General features: G+C 59.9%; 14 protein-coding genes. 2 read left to right on the top strand and 12 right to left on the bottom strand.

Features of this window, described 5'->3' with window-relative positions; genetic code table 11:
* Nucleotides 1-8 precede the first annotated feature (8 nt).
* The 10 genes from AC1Q7F_RS04540 to AC1Q7F_RS04495 all read right to left on the bottom strand — a co-directional run bounded on the left by AC1Q7F_RS04540 (nucleotide 9) and on the right by AC1Q7F_RS04495 (nucleotide 13538).
* Nucleotides 9-977 (bottom strand): KpsF/GutQ family sugar-phosphate isomerase, encoded by a 969-nt coding sequence (locus tag AC1Q7F_RS04540; RefSeq protein ID WP_492504249.1) that lies wholly within the window; start codon nucleotides 975-977, stop codon nucleotides 9-11.
* A 200-nt stretch (nucleotides 978-1177) separates the two neighbouring features.
* On the bottom strand, nucleotides 1178-2347 hold the full coding sequence (locus tag AC1Q7F_RS04535; RefSeq protein WP_492504248.1) for a glycosyltransferase family 2 protein: 1170 nt from the start codon (nucleotides 2345-2347) through the stop codon (nucleotides 1178-1180).
* A 67-nt stretch (nucleotides 2348-2414) separates the two neighbouring features.
* On the bottom strand, nucleotides 2415-3086 hold the full coding sequence (locus AC1Q7F_RS04530) for a hypothetical protein (RefSeq protein ID WP_492504246.1): 672 nt from the start codon (nucleotides 3084-3086) through the stop codon (nucleotides 2415-2417).
* Nucleotides 3087-3092: 6 nt separating this feature from the next.
* Nucleotides 3093-3983 (bottom strand): FkbM family methyltransferase, encoded by an 891-nt coding sequence (locus tag AC1Q7F_RS04525; protein ID WP_492504244.1) that lies wholly within the window; start codon nucleotides 3981-3983, stop codon nucleotides 3093-3095.
* Nucleotides 3984-4117: 134 nt separating this feature from the next.
* Nucleotides 4118-4504 carry a DUF6165 family protein gene (locus AC1Q7F_RS04520; protein ID WP_492504242.1) on the bottom strand — a complete coding sequence of 129 codons (387 nt, stop codon included), beginning with the start codon at nucleotides 4502-4504 and terminating at the stop codon, nucleotides 4118-4120.
* Between the two features lie 246 nt (nucleotides 4505-4750).
* On the bottom strand, nucleotides 4751-5965 hold the full coding sequence (locus tag AC1Q7F_RS04515) for a sulfotransferase family 2 domain-containing protein (protein WP_492504240.1): 1215 nt from the start codon (nucleotides 5963-5965) through the stop codon (nucleotides 4751-4753).
* A gap of 275 nt (nucleotides 5966-6240) precedes the next feature.
* Complete coding sequence (locus AC1Q7F_RS04510; protein ID WP_492504239.1) at nucleotides 6241-7515, bottom strand: class I SAM-dependent methyltransferase; 1275 nt, start codon at nucleotides 7513-7515, stop codon at nucleotides 6241-6243.
* A 185-nt stretch (nucleotides 7516-7700) separates the two neighbouring features.
* On the bottom strand, nucleotides 7701-10421 hold the full coding sequence (locus tag AC1Q7F_RS04505) for a hypothetical protein (RefSeq protein ID WP_492504237.1): 2721 nt from the start codon (nucleotides 10419-10421) through the stop codon (nucleotides 7701-7703).
* A gap of 52 nt (nucleotides 10422-10473) precedes the next feature.
* Complete coding sequence (locus AC1Q7F_RS04500) at nucleotides 10474-11721, bottom strand: DUF4214 domain-containing protein (protein WP_492504235.1); 1248 nt, start codon at nucleotides 11719-11721, stop codon at nucleotides 10474-10476.
* A 41-nt stretch (nucleotides 11722-11762) separates the two neighbouring features.
* Nucleotides 11763-13538 (bottom strand): hypothetical protein, encoded by a 1776-nt coding sequence (locus AC1Q7F_RS04495; RefSeq protein ID WP_492504233.1) that lies wholly within the window; start codon nucleotides 13536-13538, stop codon nucleotides 11763-11765.
* A gap of 744 nt (nucleotides 13539-14282) precedes the next feature.
* On the opposite strand from AC1Q7F_RS04495, the gene AC1Q7F_RS04490 reads away from it, so the two are divergent.
* On the top strand, nucleotides 14283-14579 hold the full coding sequence (locus AC1Q7F_RS04490) for a hypothetical protein (protein WP_492504231.1): 297 nt from the start codon (nucleotides 14283-14285) through the stop codon (nucleotides 14577-14579).
* 243 nt (nucleotides 14580-14822) lie between these two features.
* Here AC1Q7F_RS04490 and gmd read toward each other — a convergent pair whose 3' ends face one another.
* Nucleotides 14823-15863 carry a GDP-mannose 4,6-dehydratase gene (gene gmd / locus AC1Q7F_RS04485; RefSeq protein ID WP_492504229.1) on the bottom strand — a complete coding sequence of 347 codons (1041 nt, stop codon included), beginning with the start codon at nucleotides 15861-15863 and terminating at the stop codon, nucleotides 14823-14825.
* A 251-nt stretch (nucleotides 15864-16114) separates the two neighbouring features.
* Here gmd and AC1Q7F_RS04480 point away from each other — a divergent pair, with 251 nt between their 5' ends.
* Nucleotides 16115-18085, top strand: a complete 1971-nt coding sequence (locus AC1Q7F_RS04480) for a glycosyltransferase family 4 protein (RefSeq protein WP_492504227.1) — start codon at nucleotides 16115-16117, stop codon at nucleotides 18083-18085.
* A gap of 18 nt (nucleotides 18086-18103) precedes the next feature.
* On the opposite strand, the gene AC1Q7F_RS04475 is transcribed toward AC1Q7F_RS04480, so the two are convergent.
* On the bottom strand, nucleotides 18104-19075 hold the full coding sequence (locus tag AC1Q7F_RS04475; protein WP_492504225.1) for a GDP-mannose 4,6-dehydratase: 972 nt from the start codon (nucleotides 19073-19075) through the stop codon (nucleotides 18104-18106).
* Between the last annotated feature and the right edge of the window lie 167 nt (nucleotides 19076-19242).

Genomic DNA, 19242 nt, shown 5'->3' with positions numbered 1-19242 from the left:
AGCCCGGCTCAGCTGAAGCCCGCGCGCAGGCAGTCATGCAGGGTGATGATGCCGGTGGGGCGGCCATCCTCGACCACGAACAGACAGGTGATACCATGCCTGTTCATCCGCGCCAGAGCCTCACCGACCAGGGCGTCGGGCTGCGTGGTCCGCGGTGACGGGGTCATGATGTCGCCGGCCCGGCGGGACAGGAGATCGGGATGCATATGCCGGCGCAGATCGCCATCCGTGATCACCCCGACCAGCCGGCCACTGTCATCCACGACGCCGGCGCAGCCCAGGGTCCGGGACGTTATCGTGATCAGGACCTCGGTCATCGGCATATTGGCGCCGACCAGGGGTACGGCGTCGCCTGTCCGGCACAGCTTCTCCACCCGCGTCAGTTTCTGGCCCAGGCGGCCGCCGGGATGGAAATTGCTGAAATCGCTGTTGGTGAAGCCGCGGCGATGCATCAGTGCCACGGCGATGGCATCGCCCAGGGCCATCATCATCGTGGTGGATGTCGTCGGCGCCATGCCGACCAGACACGCCTCCGCCGCCGGCGGCAGCAGCAGCAGATGGTTCACGATACCGGCCAATGTTGACCCGGTGCGGCTGGTGATGCCAACCATCGGGATGCCACCCCGGCTGCAGAAATGCAGGATATCCGACAGTTCCTGCGTTTCCCCCGAATTGGAGAGCGCGATCAGCATGTCATTGCCGGAGATCATGCCCAGATCGCCGTGACTGGCCTCGGTGGCATGGATGAAAAAGGCGGGCGTACCCGTCGAGGCCAGGGTCGCCGCGATCTTGCGGCCGACATGCCCGCTCTTGCCGATGCCGGTGATGAAAATCCGCCCCCGACAATGGAACAGGAAATCCACCGCCGCCTCGAAACGTTCATCGAGGCTGTCCTTCAGGCTCTGCAGGCCGAGGATTTCCTTCTCGATCACGGTGCGAGCGATGCTATGTGCGGTCGTCGCCTGCTCGTCATTCATGTCCTGGCGTCCATTTTCATCTGTCTCTTCGCTTCTATCGCCGACCGCAGCCGGGCAGGAACAACGGCCCGGGCGGTCAGCTGTATGGACAATGCATCCACGCGCGTGCCGCCGGGGTGATGTGCCGGTCGGAAAGTGGCATCTATATGGTGCGGAAATCACATGCCTGAAGTGCCGATGATCTCCATTTTGAGCGCCTGCTACCCGCCAGCCAGGTCCCACAGCCGCTTCATTTCGGCGCGGATGGCATCTGCCCGGTCGGCCAGGGAGCGATCCTCCACATCGTTCAGGTCGTGGACCGTGAAATGGCTGTCGGGTCGCTGCCAGCTGCTGCTGTCTGCCGGTTCCGTTGCCTGGCCACGGTTGCGCTTCTGATTCCATTCGGCCCGCGACTTGGTGAAATAATGGTTCAGGACGATCCGCCGGGCATCGGGCACCGAATGATGGTCGGGGTGGCCCTGGCTGCCGCCGATCCGCCTGAACTCATCAACCAGACAACCCTCGGTCAGCTGTGGGGCGTGGATATCGGGCCGCTGTATGAAGCGGGCCTGGACGATGGTCTTGATCTGGTTGTTCAGCGGGTTCTCCGCCGCGGCCCGCCGGGTAAAGCGGCGGACGACCAGATCATCGCCCCGCATCAACTGTCCGCTGGACCCGAACAGGCGCCACGGCAGCAGCAGGCCCGCGGCATCCTCATAATCGCGCAGGATATCGGGAACGCTTTCGCCCGATGCCAAATGCATGAACTCGTCGGCATCGATAAAGGCCACCCACCGGGATCGGCCATTCAGCCGGGCCAGCCCCGCAATGTAGGCCGGCCGCTGCGCAGCGACATGGGGGATATTGGGCCAGGGCACATGGTCCAATATGCCAGCCTGGGCCAGCCGCGCCAGCAGCTCAGAGGTGCCATCGCTGCTGCCATTGTCGAACAACACGAAATGCTGCACGCCCACCAGCCGGTGATGGGCGATCCATTCCAGCAGATAAGGCGCCTCGTCCTTGACGATGGCGACGATGGCAAGATCAAGCGGAAGGGGTACCGGCAGCGGCGGCACGGGGCGGAACCGCATGCTGGGCAATTGCAGTCGTACCGGGGTGCCACCCAGCGGCATCCCATCGGGACCAGTCACCAGCAACTCGCCACTGCGGCCATCGAGATGGCTGTCGGGCAGGGGGATGAAAAAGGCGTGGTTGCCCTGGCCGATGCCGGCGGCCTTCAGGTCGGGCCGGTGGCTGGCGGCGACCCCTTCGGCCACCAATTGTCCATCGACCAGGACACGGATCGGCACGCTCATTCCCGCCGTCGCCGGGTCCCACGCCCAGCCGCAGACATCCCGGCCGGCGACGCAATCGAAATTGCCCTGGATCATCGCCGGTATCCAAGGTGACATCGCGACGGCAGGACCAGCCCGGAAAAATACATATGCTGTCCCTCTTTCATAGCCCGCGAAGGCTTTTTGCCCAGTGCCACAGCTGCAGGTCAAAACCGTTCAAGGCATACAGACGATCCAGGACCCTGGGGTCCTCGGTCAGATAGCTTGACCGGCTGGGGGTGACGTTGTCGCAGCGGATCGGCATGTCAAGACCAAGCAGATGGGCCAGCCTCTTCAAATCCTGCGGCAGATGGTCGTGAAGGCCGACCCAGGCCGCTTCACGCAAGGTCTCCTTCGCCTGGTCAAGCAAGGCCGGCATATCCACGGGCTGATCCAGCATATGGCCGCCCAACTGCCTTACCATCGTATTGTTCAGGTTGCGCTGTGCCTCCTCCGTTTCGATCAGGTCCAGGATCGACAGGCGATGGGCGTCCGCCGCCACCGGCGCAACCTCCGGCCGCAGCGATTTCACATAATAGAGGAAAGACAGGCAACGGTCGATCGGCTCGCGCAGGGCTGTCAGCACGCGGCGGTCGGGGAACCAGCGCTTCTGGTCGGCACGGCTGATATGGCCGCTGACGATGGCATAGGATGCGTACCGTTCGGCCTGCTCCTCCGTCATATAATTCTGCACGAATGGTGGCGAGCAATGGCCGCCGCCATGGGCGGCCTCCAGCATGTTTCTCAGGCTGGTGCCGGCGGTCTTGCCGATATGGATATGAACAAACGCCTCCAAGAGCTTCTACTCCCCTCCGGCGGGAGGTGCGGCTTGCGGGGGCGACGCGGGCAGGGGGGGCGCCTCCATATCGGCAATCCGCGTCTTCAGCGCAGCAACCTCCTGTGCCAGCCCGTCGCGCGCCAGCTCCGCAGCGGCAAGCTGTTCACGCAGCAGACGCATCCGCTCCACCGCCACGGTCGGATAGCCGAGGATCTTGAAAATCCAATGGTTGGACGCCAGACGGATCTCGTCCAGTACGCAGGGCCCGTGATCGAGCAAAGGCATGAGGTCGCCATGCTCGGCCGATACATAATATCGGTTCACACCGTCGAAATAGGCGAACCGATAGTCCTTTTCCAACAATAATGGTTCCCATTGCTGGTGGCACAATAGTGTCTGGTTGGTGGGATCGATCGCCTCCACCACGATAATCCAGGGCCGGACTTTGGACTGGGTCCATCCCTTCAGGGCATCGAACTCCGATCCCTCGATATCGATCTTGAGCCAGTGCACATCGCGATCGGCGGCCTCGGCAAAGACCTCGTCCAACGTGATGGCATCCACCTCCCGAATAGCCAGTTGCCGGCCATTGTCGCGGTGATGCTCAGCAATGTCGCGCTGGGTCGTGGACATGCCCGTGCCGGCCAGTTCGTAATAGGTGATCTGTCCAGGCTCCTGCGCCACAACCGACCGCAGGACACGCTCATCAGGGCGCTCCTGTTCCAGTTTTTCCGCATAAACGGGGTTTGGCTCAACATGGATGCCCCGCCAGCCTTGCTCATAGAAACCTTTGCTGACGGAATCGATATCCGGGTCCCAGGCCCCGATATCAATATAGAAGCCAGCCTCCACAGATTTCAGTGCGCGCCACAACAGGATATCTTCAAAGTTCTGGGCATAGGAGAAAAAGGCCATGTCCTTGTCTTCCCCTGCAAATCATGTCTGGCAAATCGGCTTCTTTTGGACACTCCCTGTCGCATCGACTGGGAAATCATTCCTTGATGCGCGCAGAATTGGAACAGTTTCTTGCAAAGCGGGCCAACCTGGGATCAATAGGCCGCGTAGCTTTTCTCTTCGGTCAGCTCCGATCCGACAGCCTCGTTGATCTGGCGCTTGATCTTGGCCCGCTCATCGTTGGTGCGGTAGACGGAGCGTGCGACGGCGATGAATTCCTCACCAAAGGATTTATCGCGCTCAAGGTCGCGGATCGCATCCTCGATGTCCCAGATCCGCTGATTGACTTGCTTCAGCGCGCTGGTCAGATCAGTCAGTTCCGTGGTTTGGGGCACCGCCGACTGACGAACGCTGCGCAGCAGGTCCAGTTCCTTGCGGATATTAACCAGCTTCGCGGGATCGGTGATCTGCTCGCTCTTGATCTCCAGGATGGTGATTTTGTCGATCAGTTCGCCAACGGCGACCGGGGTCTGCACCTGCATCCTGCGGGTCCTTGCTGATTTAATCAACGTTAGGCCCAACAGGACCTGATGTCGTGGGATATCACGGCGCCCGAGCGCACCGCAAGCCCGGCAACAAGATAGTTTTGCCGGGGCATTCAGTCCCTGCCTGCAGAAAGGCGTACATCATGGCGACGGGACAAGTTCAAAAAACTTACGCCGCCTGATCAAATGATGGGGAGAGGCCAAGGCGGCCTCGCCGCTTCCCATCTTGCAGCGTCTTGTATCCTAATCCTCGCAGGCGACAATCTTGACGGCCATATCAACGGACAGGTTTACAGGCGCACTCTTGTAAACACGGATCTCCATATCGGATACCGTCTTCTCCAGAGAAATCGTGAGGACATGCCGCTGATACTCACCACACTGGACAGAACGACAGTATATGTTGGCATGACCATGGACGATACTTCCGGAACTGGACACAGCATCGATCGCCGCGAGGACGTCATCGGGGTTTGCGGTTGCGGCCATCCCATCGAACTTCATATCGATGATGACACGGTAACTGCCTTTGATAAGACGCAGATAGGGCCCGAACAGCAGGTATCCATTCTCCTGCTCTGTCGCCGCGACCACGGTACGCTGATAATGGTTTATGACCTTTCCGGCGCCGACATTGAACCCCCTGAGAGGCCGCTCGCCTGTTCCGATTTTCCGCGTGAAGACGTCGAGCGCCTCCTTGTACAGAATGCTGTCGAGCCGGTTGAAATGAACCAGCAATTCTTCGGTTTCGTCGTCAATTTCAATGTCGTCAACAGAATCGAAGCCTTCTGGATTCTGCGACCAGTTATCCCTGGTCGAGTTTATTCTCTCGATCTTCTGCGGAGCGGCAAAGTCAAACTGGCGGCAAATCAAATCGATCGATTGTGGCATGTATTCCGCGAAACCAAGCACGGACAATTTGCCAAGGTTCTCCCGCGCGGCATCGAGCATTTCTTCGTCTGATCGCCAGGAAACGCCATCACTGTTGAAGAATTCATCAGTGAGAAAGCGACACATTATGTTGTCAATTTTCGTGCGCACCATCGGCGGATGGTCACGCAGGAACTTCTTCAGGTTGTAATATTTTGCCAGGCGCGGAAAATGAAGATTCTCATTTTCGATCAAAGTCGCAGAATGGCTTCGCCAAAATTCGTACTGAGACAGCAGGCGATCAATAGGTTCCCGCAAGATCGTTATGACTTTCCGATTATCGGGGATGTGATTCAAGGAATAGAATGTCGTATGCATGGAGAAATACTTGTATTTCTTCAGGGCTTCAGACGGCCAATAGGATATACCGCCGAGCCTTTCCGGGCATACTTCTTCATCAAGAAAATTCTCTTTCAAGATGTGATGAAGCGTACTTCCAGACGTCTTCGGAATATGCAGGAACACAAGCCTGTCGCAGCTATTATCTGCAGATACTTCTCGTGAAAAACCGGGCCCGCTGCCAGTCATTTGCGTATATATCCGTGTAGAAACCCTCGCTTAAGCAAAGGGCTAACCCGATAAAAATATCATTGGTGATTGGCGCGTTCAAGTGCATGTGGCGAAACCCGCCAGGCGCCCCATATCGCAGTGAAGTATAGCTGCGTCGTGATGACGCTGAGATCGTGGCCTTGCGCCGGCCAACAAGTTTCCCCTGATCGCCGGATCCTATACCGTTCGGCACAGGTCTTCATAAAGACGCCGGGCGTGAACTGGAGGGTCCAGTTCACGCCCGGTGACAATAATTAAACGATCTCGATCTCCGGGAACGGGAAGATCATCTTGCCACCGCGCGCCAGGAACTCCCTTTCGCGCTGCACGATGCCTTCCTTGAAGTGCCAGGGCAGGACCAGGAAATAATCCGGCTCCATGGCCCGGGCTTCCGCTTCGGACACGATGGGAATATGGGTGCCGGGCGTGAAGCAGCCGAACTTCTCAGTATTCACTTCGGCGATGCACGGGACCAGCTTCTCCGTGATGCCGCAGAACTGCAGAACCACATTGCCCTTGGTCGATGCGCCATAGCCGAGCACCTTCTTACCGTCGGCAACCAGGGACTCCAGCAATCGCGACAGGTCGGCGCGATGGCGATAGACCCGCTCCTCGAAATCGCGATAGGGCCGCGGTGTATGCAGGCCCAGACGATCCTCCTGCTCCAGCAGCCAGTTCACCACCGCATCGTTGCGGTGCAGACGGCCTTCCTTGCGCGCCGCGGTGACGGCGAAGCTGCCACCATTAACGGCGTTCATCTGCACATCGACGATTTCCATCCCCACCGCGTCGAGGATGTTCTTCACGACGCCCAGGGAATAATATTCCAGGTGCTCATGGCAGATGGTGTCGTAGGAGCACAGGCGCAGCATCGAGGGCATATAGCTCTGCTCGAAATGCCACAGCCCATCCTTTGCCAGTACCTCGGCGATCTGGGCGGCGAATGCCACCGGCTGATCCAGGTCGTAGAACATGGCGATCGAGGTCACGACCCGTGCCGGATCGGACATTTTCGACCAGTAATTCTTGGCGGAGAAGAAGTCCGGAACCAGCGCGACATCGTCGGGGTAGAATTCGCGGAACTTGGCACCGGTGGGGTCGATGCCAACCCGCTTCAGCCCCTGCGTCTGGTAGGCCTTCAGCGAGGTGCAATCATTGCTGCCGATATCCAGCACGCTGTCGCCCGACTTCAAATCGGCCAGACGCTCCAGATGCCGGATCTTCTGGGTCAGATGCTCGACCATCGACCGATTGAGCCCGGAACGATAACCGTAATTATCGCCATACATCTCGGACGCTTCATAGGAATGGCCGAGTTGAAGGAGACCGCTGTCAGGGCACCAGACGAGCTGGAGAGGCCCGCTGGTAATTTTCGCATCTCTGGAGCGTGGAAAAACGCCCGTCAGTTCTTGATGTCCAAGATCCAGAACCGTCGTCAGGTTCTTGCTGCCGCTGACACGGCATTCGGTGATCGGACGATAACCCTGAGTCACGACCCTGTATCTCCCCTTGATGCTGGATCTTGCCATACCGGCGCGGCACGTGGCACTGCACAAAAGCCCGCTTGCCGTATGCCTGTCAAGACCCTGTTGCGCGCTTCCTGGAATTGTCCTGTATGCCTGCGGCTCACCTCGAAAGCGGTGGGAAAGCCGCAGCGTCCGGCCCCAAACATGGGCCTTCCGTCTGCTCCCCGTACAAGGCGGGGTCTCATCGATCAGCCCCGCGCGGCGGCTGCCTTGCGGAAAACGATCGTTGCCAGTTGCGGGGCGGAGAAGGTTCGGGGTTGAAGCACGGGCCGCGGGGATTGCCAGCGAACCGGGCCTGCCAATGTGACCCCCAGCTCACGGGCCATATCGGCCAATGATTCAGGGGGGATGACAGGGAAATCGGGATTCTCCCGATCATCCTCCATGGCATAGGGCTCACGTTGGAAGAAGGTGAAGACGCCACCGCCCCCCGGTTTCAACCCGCTGATCGCCCGGGCCAGCAAATCTCGAGCGTCGTCGAGCCCGGAGAGGGTGCACGAGCTGAACACGCAATCCGCTGATTCAGCCGGCAGCTCGGCGGTGGGCTCATCCAGCGTCGTAAGTTCGTACCCCAGCTTGCCCAACACGGTCACGGAGGACCGGCTTTTGTCGCCAAATCCGACAATGCGGCTGTCCAGCACCCCACCGCACAGGCGTTCCACTGCCGCGACCAGAAATTGCTGCTGCGTCGTCACATAAGCAGCCATATGGTCATCCGCCCAGGCAAGGTCCGGGTCATGGATATCGCCCAAACGATCACTCGTCTTCAACCAAGCCGCCTGATCATCCAGCAGCACGCCGCTGGGGCTGGGCCAGGAACGCGCATCGGTGGCCGTTCCGGCGGCAGCCTTGGTCCACGAAACCCTTCGTACAGCGACCTGGGCATGGGGCCGGTACAGCCGGTCGAACTGCGCATACACGCTCCACTCGCAGCACCTGTTGTAAACGGCGGACTGTACGCCGGCCCCCTTCTTCACCAAGGCATCGATCTGGGCGTCCTCCAGGAAAGGAACGTCCTTCAGGCCGGCAAAGGGGGCCAGTTTGGTGAAAACCGTGGCCCGCTCGGTCGTCATGATCAACTCGGCGAAGTTCATCAGCAAGTCGCTATGCACATCGTCGTCGGCAATGACGTTGAGATGGAAGGTCCCAGCCAGATGGATGATGTGGTGGGCATCCCCCGGCAATTTGATCTCGATGATCTGCATCGCCGGTGTGAGCTTCAGGCGGGAACGGGCAGCCTTCAGGTTCTTGGCGAAGCAATCATCATGCTCGGCCGACTCCCCGGGTAGTTTGGCAACCAGCACGTGGGCATCGGGCCGTTCGCGCTGAATCTTGCTCAAGATCAGCTCGAACAAGTTTCCTGGACCGCGTACGCCCATCAGGCAGATCCGTGGCGGGCCCGGCGGCAGCGGCGGCAGTGCCGTGAAATAGGGGATGGTCAGGCCACGTTCGATCCGCTGGATTCTGTTCTCCAGGGCCGGCGGCAGATGGATAGGGTCGGCGGCGAGTGCCTGGCCGACGGTAATCGGCAGATGGAAGAGGGGAATGGACAGCGGCTCCAGCACCGCGGGAACATCCGCCCCTTCGATCATGCCGCACACAATCACGGCGGCCGGGGCCATCCAGAACAGGCCCCTTTGCAGTTCCTCAGCGTCCCGGTAGGACAGGATCAGCGGCCGGTATTCCCCCGTCCGGCCGATCGCCGCCGCCACCCGCGCAACATAGGAAATCGGATCGGTCAGGCTGCGCTGCTCCGTCGTGGCCAGGACAACGGTCGTCGGACTGCGCCGCGGCTTCTCCTGCTTGCGCGGCTGAACGATCGTGACGGCCTGCCCCTTGGCGACCACCCCATGGTCGAGCAGCATGTCATAGAAGGTCTTCTGGAACGAGTCGATCGACCAGTCCTCTTGCATCTGGCGGACGGCCGGTCCTGTCGTCCTCATCGCCTCGCGCAACGACAGCTTTGGGTAGGGGGCAATGTAGGGATGGATATGGCGGAACGTATCATTGCTGGAAACGATCAGCGGCTGCCCGGAAATCACACACTGGTCCGTCGTCGCCGACAGGCCGGATTGGCGGCGTGTATACATGAAGCAGTTCAGATCATTCTCACCACACCAATCGACTAGCTGTTCGCCATCGAAGAACTCATCGGTGAACTCGATCTCGATACCCGATTTTGCGATTTTCTTGCAGAGCTTGCCAATATATTCAATGTATTTCATCTGATGTACATTGAACATGACTTGATCGACATGTGACGCGGGCGGTACATTGACACGCACCAATGCCCGGTCAAACTCTCGATTGACAGCCTCAACGACCTGCTCAAACCCCTTGCCGGGGGTGCCCAGACCGAAAGACCCGATGATGGGCACCGGGCGAACTGTCGGGCGTCCACGACGGGCAGTGCCACGGAGGGGCCGCGGGAACGGGGTGACCTTGGCCGATGCGATCGCGGTCGGGTCCAGCACCATGCAGCTGTCGAAATCCGCGGCGGGCACGAACTTGATCGGATTGTCGGGTTCAACTTCCAGCACGATAGCGAACTTCGGACCCTTGAAGTATGGCAGAAGATCGCGCGGAAGTGTTGGCGCCATGGTATTGGGGTGATAATTGAAGACCCAGAAATCATACTCCCCGCGCCCCGGCTCCCGGCTGGTGTGCTCGGCCGGGTGCTGCGCGTCGTTGCCGTTGCGCTCGGATGTATCCGGCACACCCTCGGCCCTGGCCGTGTTGAGCAGCTTTAATTCCCTGCGCTCGCGGAGATGCGCAATATCGATCTGGTCGAGCGTAATATAATCCAGGGTGTAGCGCTTCGATGATTTCAAGCAATCGAAGACCATCTCCCCGCTTTCGAAGATGCTGCAGATTGCCTTTGCCGTATTAATGAAAGCCCCACGAAGCATTTTAAACTCCCAAACGGCATCGCGCAGAGGGATGCATTGGATTTTGCAATATTTACTTTTCTGTCATCAACCATGAAATCAGCGGAATCTCACGCCATCTTCCCTTGGCCTCCGCAGAATTCAGGAACGCATTCATCGTAATATCCAGCCGACCACCTTCCGCCAGATATTCCATATGGTTGGCAAATCCGGATGCGTCGGGCTCCCGTTGCAGGATCACATGATACATCGACTCCAGGAACTGACGCTGGAGCGCCTCATCCCCCCCGGCCTGCTGGCCGACCGCCTTGAGAAGATGCTGTACCAGATTGAGTCCGCTCCAATGGCCGGCCTCATGAAAGAGCGGGGCCTCGTCATCCTCGGGAATCCGTGTCGTAGCGGCCGTCAGCAGGCGCCCGAAATGCGCGTCGAACCCCGGCAGGGTATTGGACGGATGGTAGTGCCGGGACGCCGGAAGCTGCGCATGCAGAATTTGATTGATGAAGTGGCGGTCGCCGCTGCGCAGGCGTTCACAATGTTCCAGGGCCTGATCAATGGTCGCGGCCTCACCAGGCGCACCGGCACCGATCCGACGCTGCAGCTGGCTGCCGTGCAGGTAAATGATCGGTCCGGCCAGCAACAGCATACAGATCGCGGTCTGCGACATCTCCGGTTCGTCAACAAACGGATAGAGCAGTCCGGCGGATTCCCGAAGCGTCAGGTGTGCGTCGCTGTTGTCCCGCTGATCCTCGATCGTCTGGAAGGGACCGGAGCCAAAGCGCTCGTCAATGAAGCGCTGCATGCGGCTTGTCGAATGGTTGCCGGAAGCGGCCGGCACCAGAAGGGCGAGCGGACGATCCACCCCCGCCCGGACCTCCCAGGAATTGTACATATGCTCAGGAATCTCGGCAGCGGTCTGTGGTGTCCAGCTGGCATTGATGAAGGGAAAGGCCTGTTCGCGTGCGCAATCCTCCGGCTGAGAGAACACGAAACGCACATTGTTCCGCGCCTGCACGATGGATTGCACATAGGCTTGCCAGAGGACACTTTGTATCGACATTTCGGTTCCGAATGAACGGAAGATGATCGTGCCAGGGAAAACCCTGATCACTTCCGTCAGAACTGAAAGATCATTCCAGATGATAACCGCATGGTAACCGCACAGGATATCGGGTCGCAGGGCCGGGTGGCGCAGGGGGGCAACCCGCCCTGTACCGGGATCGACCGTCACGGCAAATCCAAGCGTCGTCAGGCGGTTCGCTTCCTGCCGGGAAACCGGGTCGTAACAGCCTAGGCACAAGATATTCTGCGACGGAATCATGGAAGGCCCTTTTAATGCATTGGCTTGTGCGATGGTGGCGATCAGGATCTCGTGCGGATCAACACCAGACTCTCGATTTCCATGTCGACGGAACCGTTTGACTGGACCCGGAATTCGAAGCGCTGTTCGGGATCGGTCACCTCGAACTCCACAATGAACGTTTCGAACAGCGATGAACTGCTGCTGATCTGCCGACTTGCCCGGACATCGCCCGCGACGCACACATCCACGACACCGGCGACGACATGGGAATGTGCGATCCGGGCCCGCAGATCGATACGAAAGCCCCCGACAGGCAGGGCAGTATAGGGGCCGAAAATGACAAATCCGATCTCCCCGCGGTCAACGACGCGGATGCATTTGTTTCCACCGGCGTTGAAGCTCCAGCGGCCGATACCGATAAAGGACCCGGGCGGGGCAAAATCACGGTAAAGGTCGGCAACACCTGCCTGCGGGGGGGCCGGATGTTCGACCAGCCGTTCCAGCAGTTCCCGCGACCCGCTATTCAGCGCGATCACCTCCTTCAAGGCGGCAACGGTCCCTTCCTCCTGCAGGACCGATCGCAGATACTGGACTTCGGTATCCGCGGGCGGGCGATGCAGGATACTGGTCGCCAGCGACGATGCGATGGCCGCACCCTCTTGCGCCAGCAGCAAGGGATCGGCCGCGTCGATGACGGCCCGAACGAGTTGACGCAGCCGGTCTTCACGGCTTGCTGGCCGCGAAAGTGCACCAGCGGGATACATGCCCAGCATCCGCTGCATCTCACGATCAAAAACCGGCCAGACGCGGGCAGGGTCATACAGATCCGCAACATGGGCCTGGGATGCCTGAACCTCTTCGATGAAGACGCGGTCATTGGCTCGCAAGCGAGCTGTGATCCGGTGCGCATCCATTACCGACGTCGCCTCGCCCGGCCCGCCTTTTCCAATATAGCGCGCCAGAAGGGAACCGCTGAAATAGGCGACCGGTCCCCCCATGACGATCATCTCGACGGGAGGCAGATAGCAGACGCGGGAATCCCGGTAGGTATACAGATAGCCGGCAGCGTTGGCGAACATCGACAGCTGGGTATGACGTCCCAGGACGCCCACCACCTGATCATCGTCGATATCGACCAGCTGAACACCGCAATAGCGGAAATGCTTCTGGTAGAAATATTCCTTCAGGAAATCGTAATGCGCCCGATGGAATGGATTGCCCAGGATATTGGGGGCCGTCACCAGAATTTGGTCGTTGCGCTCGGACGAACTGTGCCAAGAGCCCCGGACATCATAGACCTCATCGGTCAGGCAGTAGGGAATGACAGTGCTACGCTGACGCAGCCAATCCGCTTCCCCCTCCAGCGTTTCCTGCGCATGCGGGCAGCAGTGGAAATTGGTCCGCCCCTCGATCAGCGGCCGCACGCCGGCATCCTCGAACTCGTCACTCAACAGATGCGTCTGACCATAGGCGCGGAAAACGATCGTGCCGTTGAATACACGCAAAAGCTCAGCGGCCCAGCGCGCTACAATAGTCACAACTACAGCATCAAAATATTCGTTCAGGATTTCGGCAATGACCGGATTAATCGAATCATAAAAAAAGTTGTGCCTGGAAAGTTTGTCATAAATTTCAGGCGGCAATGTTGTCGGTTGCTTGCGATCCCAAACACTTGCGGCACTTTGATCGAGAATATGGCTGAGGTAAGGGGGATAAAAGACCTCATAGCCCAGCGCACGCAGGCGCGGCAACTCCGTGTTGACAAGCAGCTTGTGGGCGCCGAGCCAGAAAATGCGACCCTTGGGTCTGCTGGACGCCTGATCATCCCGTACCATCTATATCTCCAAATAATCCAATGCGGACACCGCTGCGGGGGTCGTGCCGCCGCCGGGGCCAAATCGTGTTTATTACTGGTTTAGGATTACGGGGCATACCAGCCAGCCAGCGCGTACGGGTTTTGGCGCCATTGCCTTTCAAGGGCCATCGTCACCCCCCTGGGGGCTCCCGTGAAGGGGGCAGGCCGCCAGAAAAGCCACGAAACCTGCCCGTAATCGGGAGGCGCCGCGTTCAGCGGCCCAGATATCGACGATCAACGATCCATAGGTAAGCATTTAGTGATAAGCCCCCGCAACACTATCGCCCTGCTCGCCACAGACGCTGCGCACCCAAGAGACAAGCGAGGACTTTTTAGCGCGAATGGCGGCCTTCGGAAAGAAAAAACAGGCGATGATCAATAGATGACATGAAAATACAAAGGGACTTGACGAGTATTGGAAACTCGGTGCGCACCGAACCCATGCCGAAGTGTCAAGGACGACCACGTTGGCGTGACGGAGGGGCTCGCTCCCTTTGTGGCGACCCGCGACGGACTCATTGACCATGGCAACTGCGTTTGCGACCATCGTTGCTGACGATCAATCTGTTTCTTATACGGAAAATCGGATACAGACTATGTTCGGTCTGGATCTGAAATGGAGAGTGGAATTAGATCCCAATGAGATTCGGAAGGGAATGGCGGAACTGAAATGGTTCCATCACATCGATCTGGGACGGAGCGTTCAGCCGATATTTATTATGGAATGGGTATCGAGGGGCAGACCGTCCTCGAGGTCGGTGCGTTCGCCGGCTTCATGCCGTCGCACTCTATTATGGAGCTGTCAAGCGCCAGCCGCCATTGCCCCCAGACCGGATGGGGTTTCAATTCCCTATGCATGCACGCTTATTTGAAATCATTCGGCTTCGAGACTGTACTTGAGTTCCCAACGCCGACCGATCCAGAAAACCGCAGCATCTTCATCGGCATCAAACCGGGTTACTTCAAGGAATATATCGAAGCCAACCAGCAATATGCGAAGCCAAGATTTGATGGTACTTGACGCTTATTGAGCCCAACGCCGGTGTGACACGAAAACGCGGTGCCTTTTGATATGGCGTCGACTGTTACCATGCCGCGCACAGATCTGGACATTGTCGACCGAGAGATGCGAATGAATGACCACAGGTCATTCATTCGCATCGACAATATGTCGCAGCGGCGTTTGATCGGGATCGATCCAGTACCGCGCGCCGTTCACCCAGGTAGGGGGCCACCTGTGGCTTATCGGGTGGAATAGTGGGCTTCAGGCCAGCAGCTTCACATCGGCCTCGACCATTTCACGGACGAGGTCGGGGAAGGGGGTGGTGTGGGTCCAGCCCAGCTTTTCCTTGGCCTTGGCCGGATCGCCCAGCAGCAGGTCCACCTCGGTGGGACGGAAATAGCGCGGGTCGATGCGCACCAGCACGGCACCGCTGGCGGCATCCCGGCCGATCTCGTCCACCGCCGACCCGCTCCATTCGATGGTACGGCCGACATGGCCGAAGGCGCGTTCCACGAACTCGCGCACCGTGTGCGTCTCACCCGTGGCCAGCACGTAATCCTCTGCCACATCCTGCTGCAGGATGCGCCACATGCCCTCCACATAGTCGCGGGCATGGCCCCAGTCGCGCTTGGCGTCCAGATTGCCCAGATAGAGGCAGTCCTGCTGGCCATGATGGATGGCGGCCACCGCACGGGTGATCTTGCGGGTCACGAAGGTCTCGCCGCGGATCGGGCTTTCATGGTTGAACAGGATGCCGTTGCTGGCATGCATGCCATAGGCCTCGCGGTAATTCACCGTGATCCAGTAGCCATAGAGCTTGGCCGCCGCATAGGGGCTGCGCGGATAGAACGGCGTCGTCTCCCGCTGCGGCACCTCCTGCACCAGCCCGTACAGTTCCGACGTGGAGGCCTGATAAAAGCGGGTCTTGCCCTCCAGCTTCAGGATGCGGATCGCCTCCAGCAGCCGCAGCGTGCCGATGCCGTCGGCATTGGCCGTATATTCCGGTGTCTCGAAGCTGACCTGCACATGGCTCTGGGCGGCCAGGTTATAGATCTCGTCCGGCTGGGTTTCCTGGACGATGCGGATCAGGTTGGTGCTGTCGGTCAGGTCGCCATAATGCAGCTGGAACCGCACATCCTTCTCATGGATGTCCTGATACAGATGGTCAATGCGGGCAGTGTTCAGCGAGGAGGAACGGCGCTTCAGCCCATGGACGATATAGCCCTTCGACAGAAGCAGTTCCGACAGGTACGCACCGTCCTGACCGGTGACGCCGGTGATCAAGGCAACCTTACGCGACATGCTCAACTCTCCCCCTATGGCACCGCGGTGCGTCGGCTTCCGCGCCATCCAGCAAACCCGTGCCGTCCGGCCCACCCGCCAGCAGCGTTGAATGCTGCACATACCGCATTGGGCCCGGATTGTGAACTGTCATCAACGGGTTCCGGGAACTCGTCTATCGCCCGTTCTGGTAGTGGTCGCGTGATCCCTTGCATCGTCACGGCACATGATGTCTTCTCCAGCCAGAGACATCTCAACCTGAAATCCCCACCATGACCGCGCCGCCCCCATATCCCGCCTTCAGCGACGAGACCGCCGACCCGGTCGCTCGCCGTCGCCGCGATACCATTATCCGGACCATCTGGTCGACGCGGACCGATCTGCAGGAACTCGGCGCCCGTGATCCGGACTGGTTCCAATGGTGGCTGCTGATGCATGGGGAGGAGGAGTACAAGGCGCTGGCAGAGGAGCCGCTGGTGGTTTCCCCTGCCTGGCTGCGTGAACCGGCGGCGGGGGCGTTGCCGGGCGTCCTGCCGGTGCTGACGCGGTTCATGCGCTTCATCTGGTCGATGCGTCCGGATCTGAAGTCTGTTTATGACTTGGCCGATCCGGCCGGACAGCAGGGGTTCGTTTGGTGGTATTTTCTGCAGGGGGCTGTCGATCACCAGTTCGGCCGCTTCTTCACGGCTGAGCAGAAAGCCTTCCTCAATCAGCCCGCCGCGATATCGTCCGAGGGGACGCCTGTTCCCCTGACGCGAATGATGATGCATATCCATGCCGGCCGTCCCGACCTGCGGCAGGCTTTCCCCCTCGCCACCGCCGATGGCCGCGAGAGCTTCATCAGATGGTATTTCCTCAACGGGGTCGCGGAACTCAACCTTCTGGATATGGTGGATGAGGCGCAATGCGCGGCATTGCGGCAGCCATCACCGGCGGCGCCCGGCCTGCCGCACCTGCTATACTGGGTATGGCAGGTCGATGCCGATCTGCGCTGCCGCTTTGCCGACCCGCAATCCGGAAAGCTGCTTTCCTGGGCGCAAGGCGAGGGGGTGGGTCACTATCCGATCCTCGGCCGGGTGTTGTCGCAGCCCCCGCAGGAACAGGTGGCAACACCGGCCACGCGGCAGAGTCCCGTGCCATCCCGTCCCGGCGTCAACCTGATCGGCTATGCCAGGGGCCAGTTCGGTATCGGCGAGGATGTGCGGATGGCCGCCCTGGCCCTGCGGGCCGCCGGCATTTCCTGCAGCATCCTGGACATCGCCCCGGGTAACGGTGCGTCCCAGGGGGATCTGAGCGCCGCCGAATTCATCACCGAGGGTCTGCCGCATACGGTCAACCTGTTGTGCATGACGGGCATGGACATGGCCCGGCTGCAGGCGACCGAGGGAAATACGCTGCTGACCGGACGCCCTGTCATCGGCTATTGGCCATGGGAATTGCCGGCATGGCCGGCGGAATGGCACCATGCCTATGACATGGTCGATGAGGTCTGGGCGTCGAGCCGCTATACCTACAATGCCTATATCCAGGACAGTCCCAAGCCGGTGCGGCACATGCCGATGGCGGTGGCCACCGATGCGACGGCCAATCTGCGGCGGGCGCAGCTGGGCCTGCCGGAACAGAAATTGCTGTTCCTGTTCATCTTCGACAGCCTGTCCATGCTGGCGCGCAAGAATCCACTGGCCTGCGTACGGGCATTCAAGTCGGCTTTCCCGGCCGGGTCGGAGCCGGTCGGGCTGGTTCTGAAGACCATGCGCGCCACCATGGCAGCGCAAGAGTGGGCGCTGATCGATGCCGAGATCGGCGATGATCCCCGCATCACCATCATCCGGCAGACGCTTGACCGTGGCGCCGTCCTGGACCTGTTTCGCGCCTGCGACATCTTCGTGTCCCTGCACAGGGCCGAAGGTTTCGGGCGGGCGATCGCGGAAGCGATGATGCTGGGCTTGCCGGTGATCACCACCGGCTTTTCCGGCAACCTGGATTTCACCACCCCAGGTACCGCGGCCCTGGTCGATCATCGCATGCGGCCTGTGCAGGAAGGCGAATATCCATTCGGGGTCGGGCAGGTCTGGGCTGAACCCGATATCGACCACGCCGCCTGGTGGATGCGTCGTCTGGCGGGCGATACCGTGGCGCGCCGTCGGCTGGCGCGGGCGGGGCAGCAACTGGTTCGGGACAGCTATTCGCCGCAGGCCGTCGGGCAGCATTACCGGGCGGTGCTGGCACGATTCGGGATTTGACCAGCCACATTCCTGTGGTCAGGTGCCGGCGGCAAGCAGGGCCTGTTCATGGGCGACCAGGGCGGCGGCGATCTTCGGCATGGTCATCGACGCCTCCCACCCCAGCAGGCGGTGAGCCTTGCCGGGGTCGCCGGCGATCCAGTCGATGTCCGATGGCCGGAACAGCTTGGGATCGACCGTGACATGGTCGTGCCAGTCCAGTCCCGCCGCGTCGAAGATCGCGGCAAGGAAGGCCTCCAGCGAATAGGTCCGGCCCGTCGAGATGACGAAATCCTGTGGCGTGTCATGCTGGAGGACGCGCCACATGGCATCCACATATTCCGGTGCCCATCCCCAGTCACGGTGGATGGAGATATTGCCCAGCAACAGCCGCTCACCACTGCCATTGGCGATCCGCACTGCCGCGGATGCCATTTTGCGGGTCACGAAGCGATGGGGCCGCAGCGGCGATTCGTGATTGAACAGGATGCCGGAACAGGCATGCAGGCGATAGGCCTCGCGATAATTGGCGACGGTCCAGAAGGACGCCGACTTGGCCGCAGCATAGGGGCTGCGGGGCTGGAAGGCCGTTCCTTCGTTGGCGGGTACCGCGGTATTGCCGAAACATTCGCTGGAGCCGGCATTGAACAGCCTGATCGGCCGATCCAGCATCCTGAGGCATTCCAGGATGTTCAGCGTCCCGACCGTGATGCTCTCGAACGTCTCCACAGGCTGGTCGAAGGACAGTGCTACCGAAGACTGCCCGGCCAGATTATAGATCTCATCGGGCTGAACATTGCGTAGAACCTTGAAAACACTTCGGAAATCACTCAATGACAGCGAGTGGGTCTGTACCTTGTCGCGAAGCCCGAGTGCTTGCAGGCTGTCAAAGCCACGCACCTGGTCGTCCCGCGACGTGCCGTGGATTTCATAGCCCTTCGACAGGAGCAGTTGCGTCAGATAGGCGCCGTCCTGTCCGCCAATGCCCAGGATCAATGCGACTTTACTCATCATCAACCTCGCAAGGGGCCCCATGCATGGGCCGACCCTGCAAGTGATAGCCGCTTGGGCCGACCACGATCAAGCGGGGCGTGCCATGCGCGAGGATGGCCACCCTTATTTCCCCGTGTCATTGGGAACGCGTTCTATGTATTGATGATCATTGAAGCTTTTCTTGA

The organism is Niveispirillum sp. GW835-FHT14G11, assembly GCF_058793615.1.
Note: the sequence above shows the minus strand (reverse complement) of the source record. Positions and strands in the feature narration are given on the sequence as shown.

Excerpts from the sequence above, each read along its gene's own strand:
- AC1Q7F_RS04540 (WP_492504249.1), bottom strand. The coding sequence starts at position 977 with ATGAATGACGAGCAGGCGACGACCGCACATAGCATCGCTCGCACCGTG.
- AC1Q7F_RS04535 (WP_492504248.1), bottom strand. The coding sequence starts at position 2,347 with ATGATCCAGGGCAATTTCGATTGCGTCGCCGGCCGGGATGTCTGCGGC.
- AC1Q7F_RS04525 (WP_492504244.1), bottom strand. The coding sequence starts at position 3,983 with ATGGCCTTTTTCTCCTATGCCCAGAACTTTGAAGATATCCTGTTGTGG.
- AC1Q7F_RS04520 (WP_492504242.1), bottom strand. The coding sequence starts at position 4,504 with ATGCAGGTGCAGACCCCGGTCGCCGTTGGCGAACTGATCGACAAAATC.
- AC1Q7F_RS04515 (WP_492504240.1), bottom strand. The coding sequence starts at position 5,965 with ATGACTGGCAGCGGGCCCGGTTTTTCACGAGAAGTATCTGCAGATAAT.
- AC1Q7F_RS04510 (WP_492504239.1), bottom strand. The coding sequence starts at position 7,515 with ATGGCAAGATCCAGCATCAAGGGGAGATACAGGGTCGTGACTCAGGGT.
- AC1Q7F_RS04505 (WP_492504237.1), bottom strand. The coding sequence starts at position 10,421 with ATGCTTCGTGGGGCTTTCATTAATACGGCAAAGGCAATCTGCAGCATC.
- AC1Q7F_RS04500 (WP_492504235.1), bottom strand. The coding sequence starts at position 11,721 with ATGATTCCGTCGCAGAATATCTTGTGCCTAGGCTGTTACGACCCGGTT.
- AC1Q7F_RS04495 (WP_492504233.1), bottom strand. The coding sequence starts at position 13,538 with ATGGTACGGGATGATCAGGCGTCCAGCAGACCCAAGGGTCGCATTTTC.
- AC1Q7F_RS04490 (WP_492504231.1), top strand. The coding sequence starts at position 14,283 with ATGGGTATCGAGGGGCAGACCGTCCTCGAGGTCGGTGCGTTCGCCGGC.
- gmd (WP_492504229.1), bottom strand. The coding sequence starts at position 15,863 with ATGTCGCGTAAGGTTGCCTTGATCACCGGCGTCACCGGTCAGGACGGT.
- AC1Q7F_RS04480 (WP_492504227.1), top strand. The coding sequence starts at position 16,115 with ATGACCGCGCCGCCCCCATATCCCGCCTTCAGCGACGAGACCGCCGAC.
- AC1Q7F_RS04475 (WP_492504225.1), bottom strand. The coding sequence starts at position 19,075 with ATGAGTAAAGTCGCATTGATCCTGGGCATTGGCGGACAGGACGGCGCC.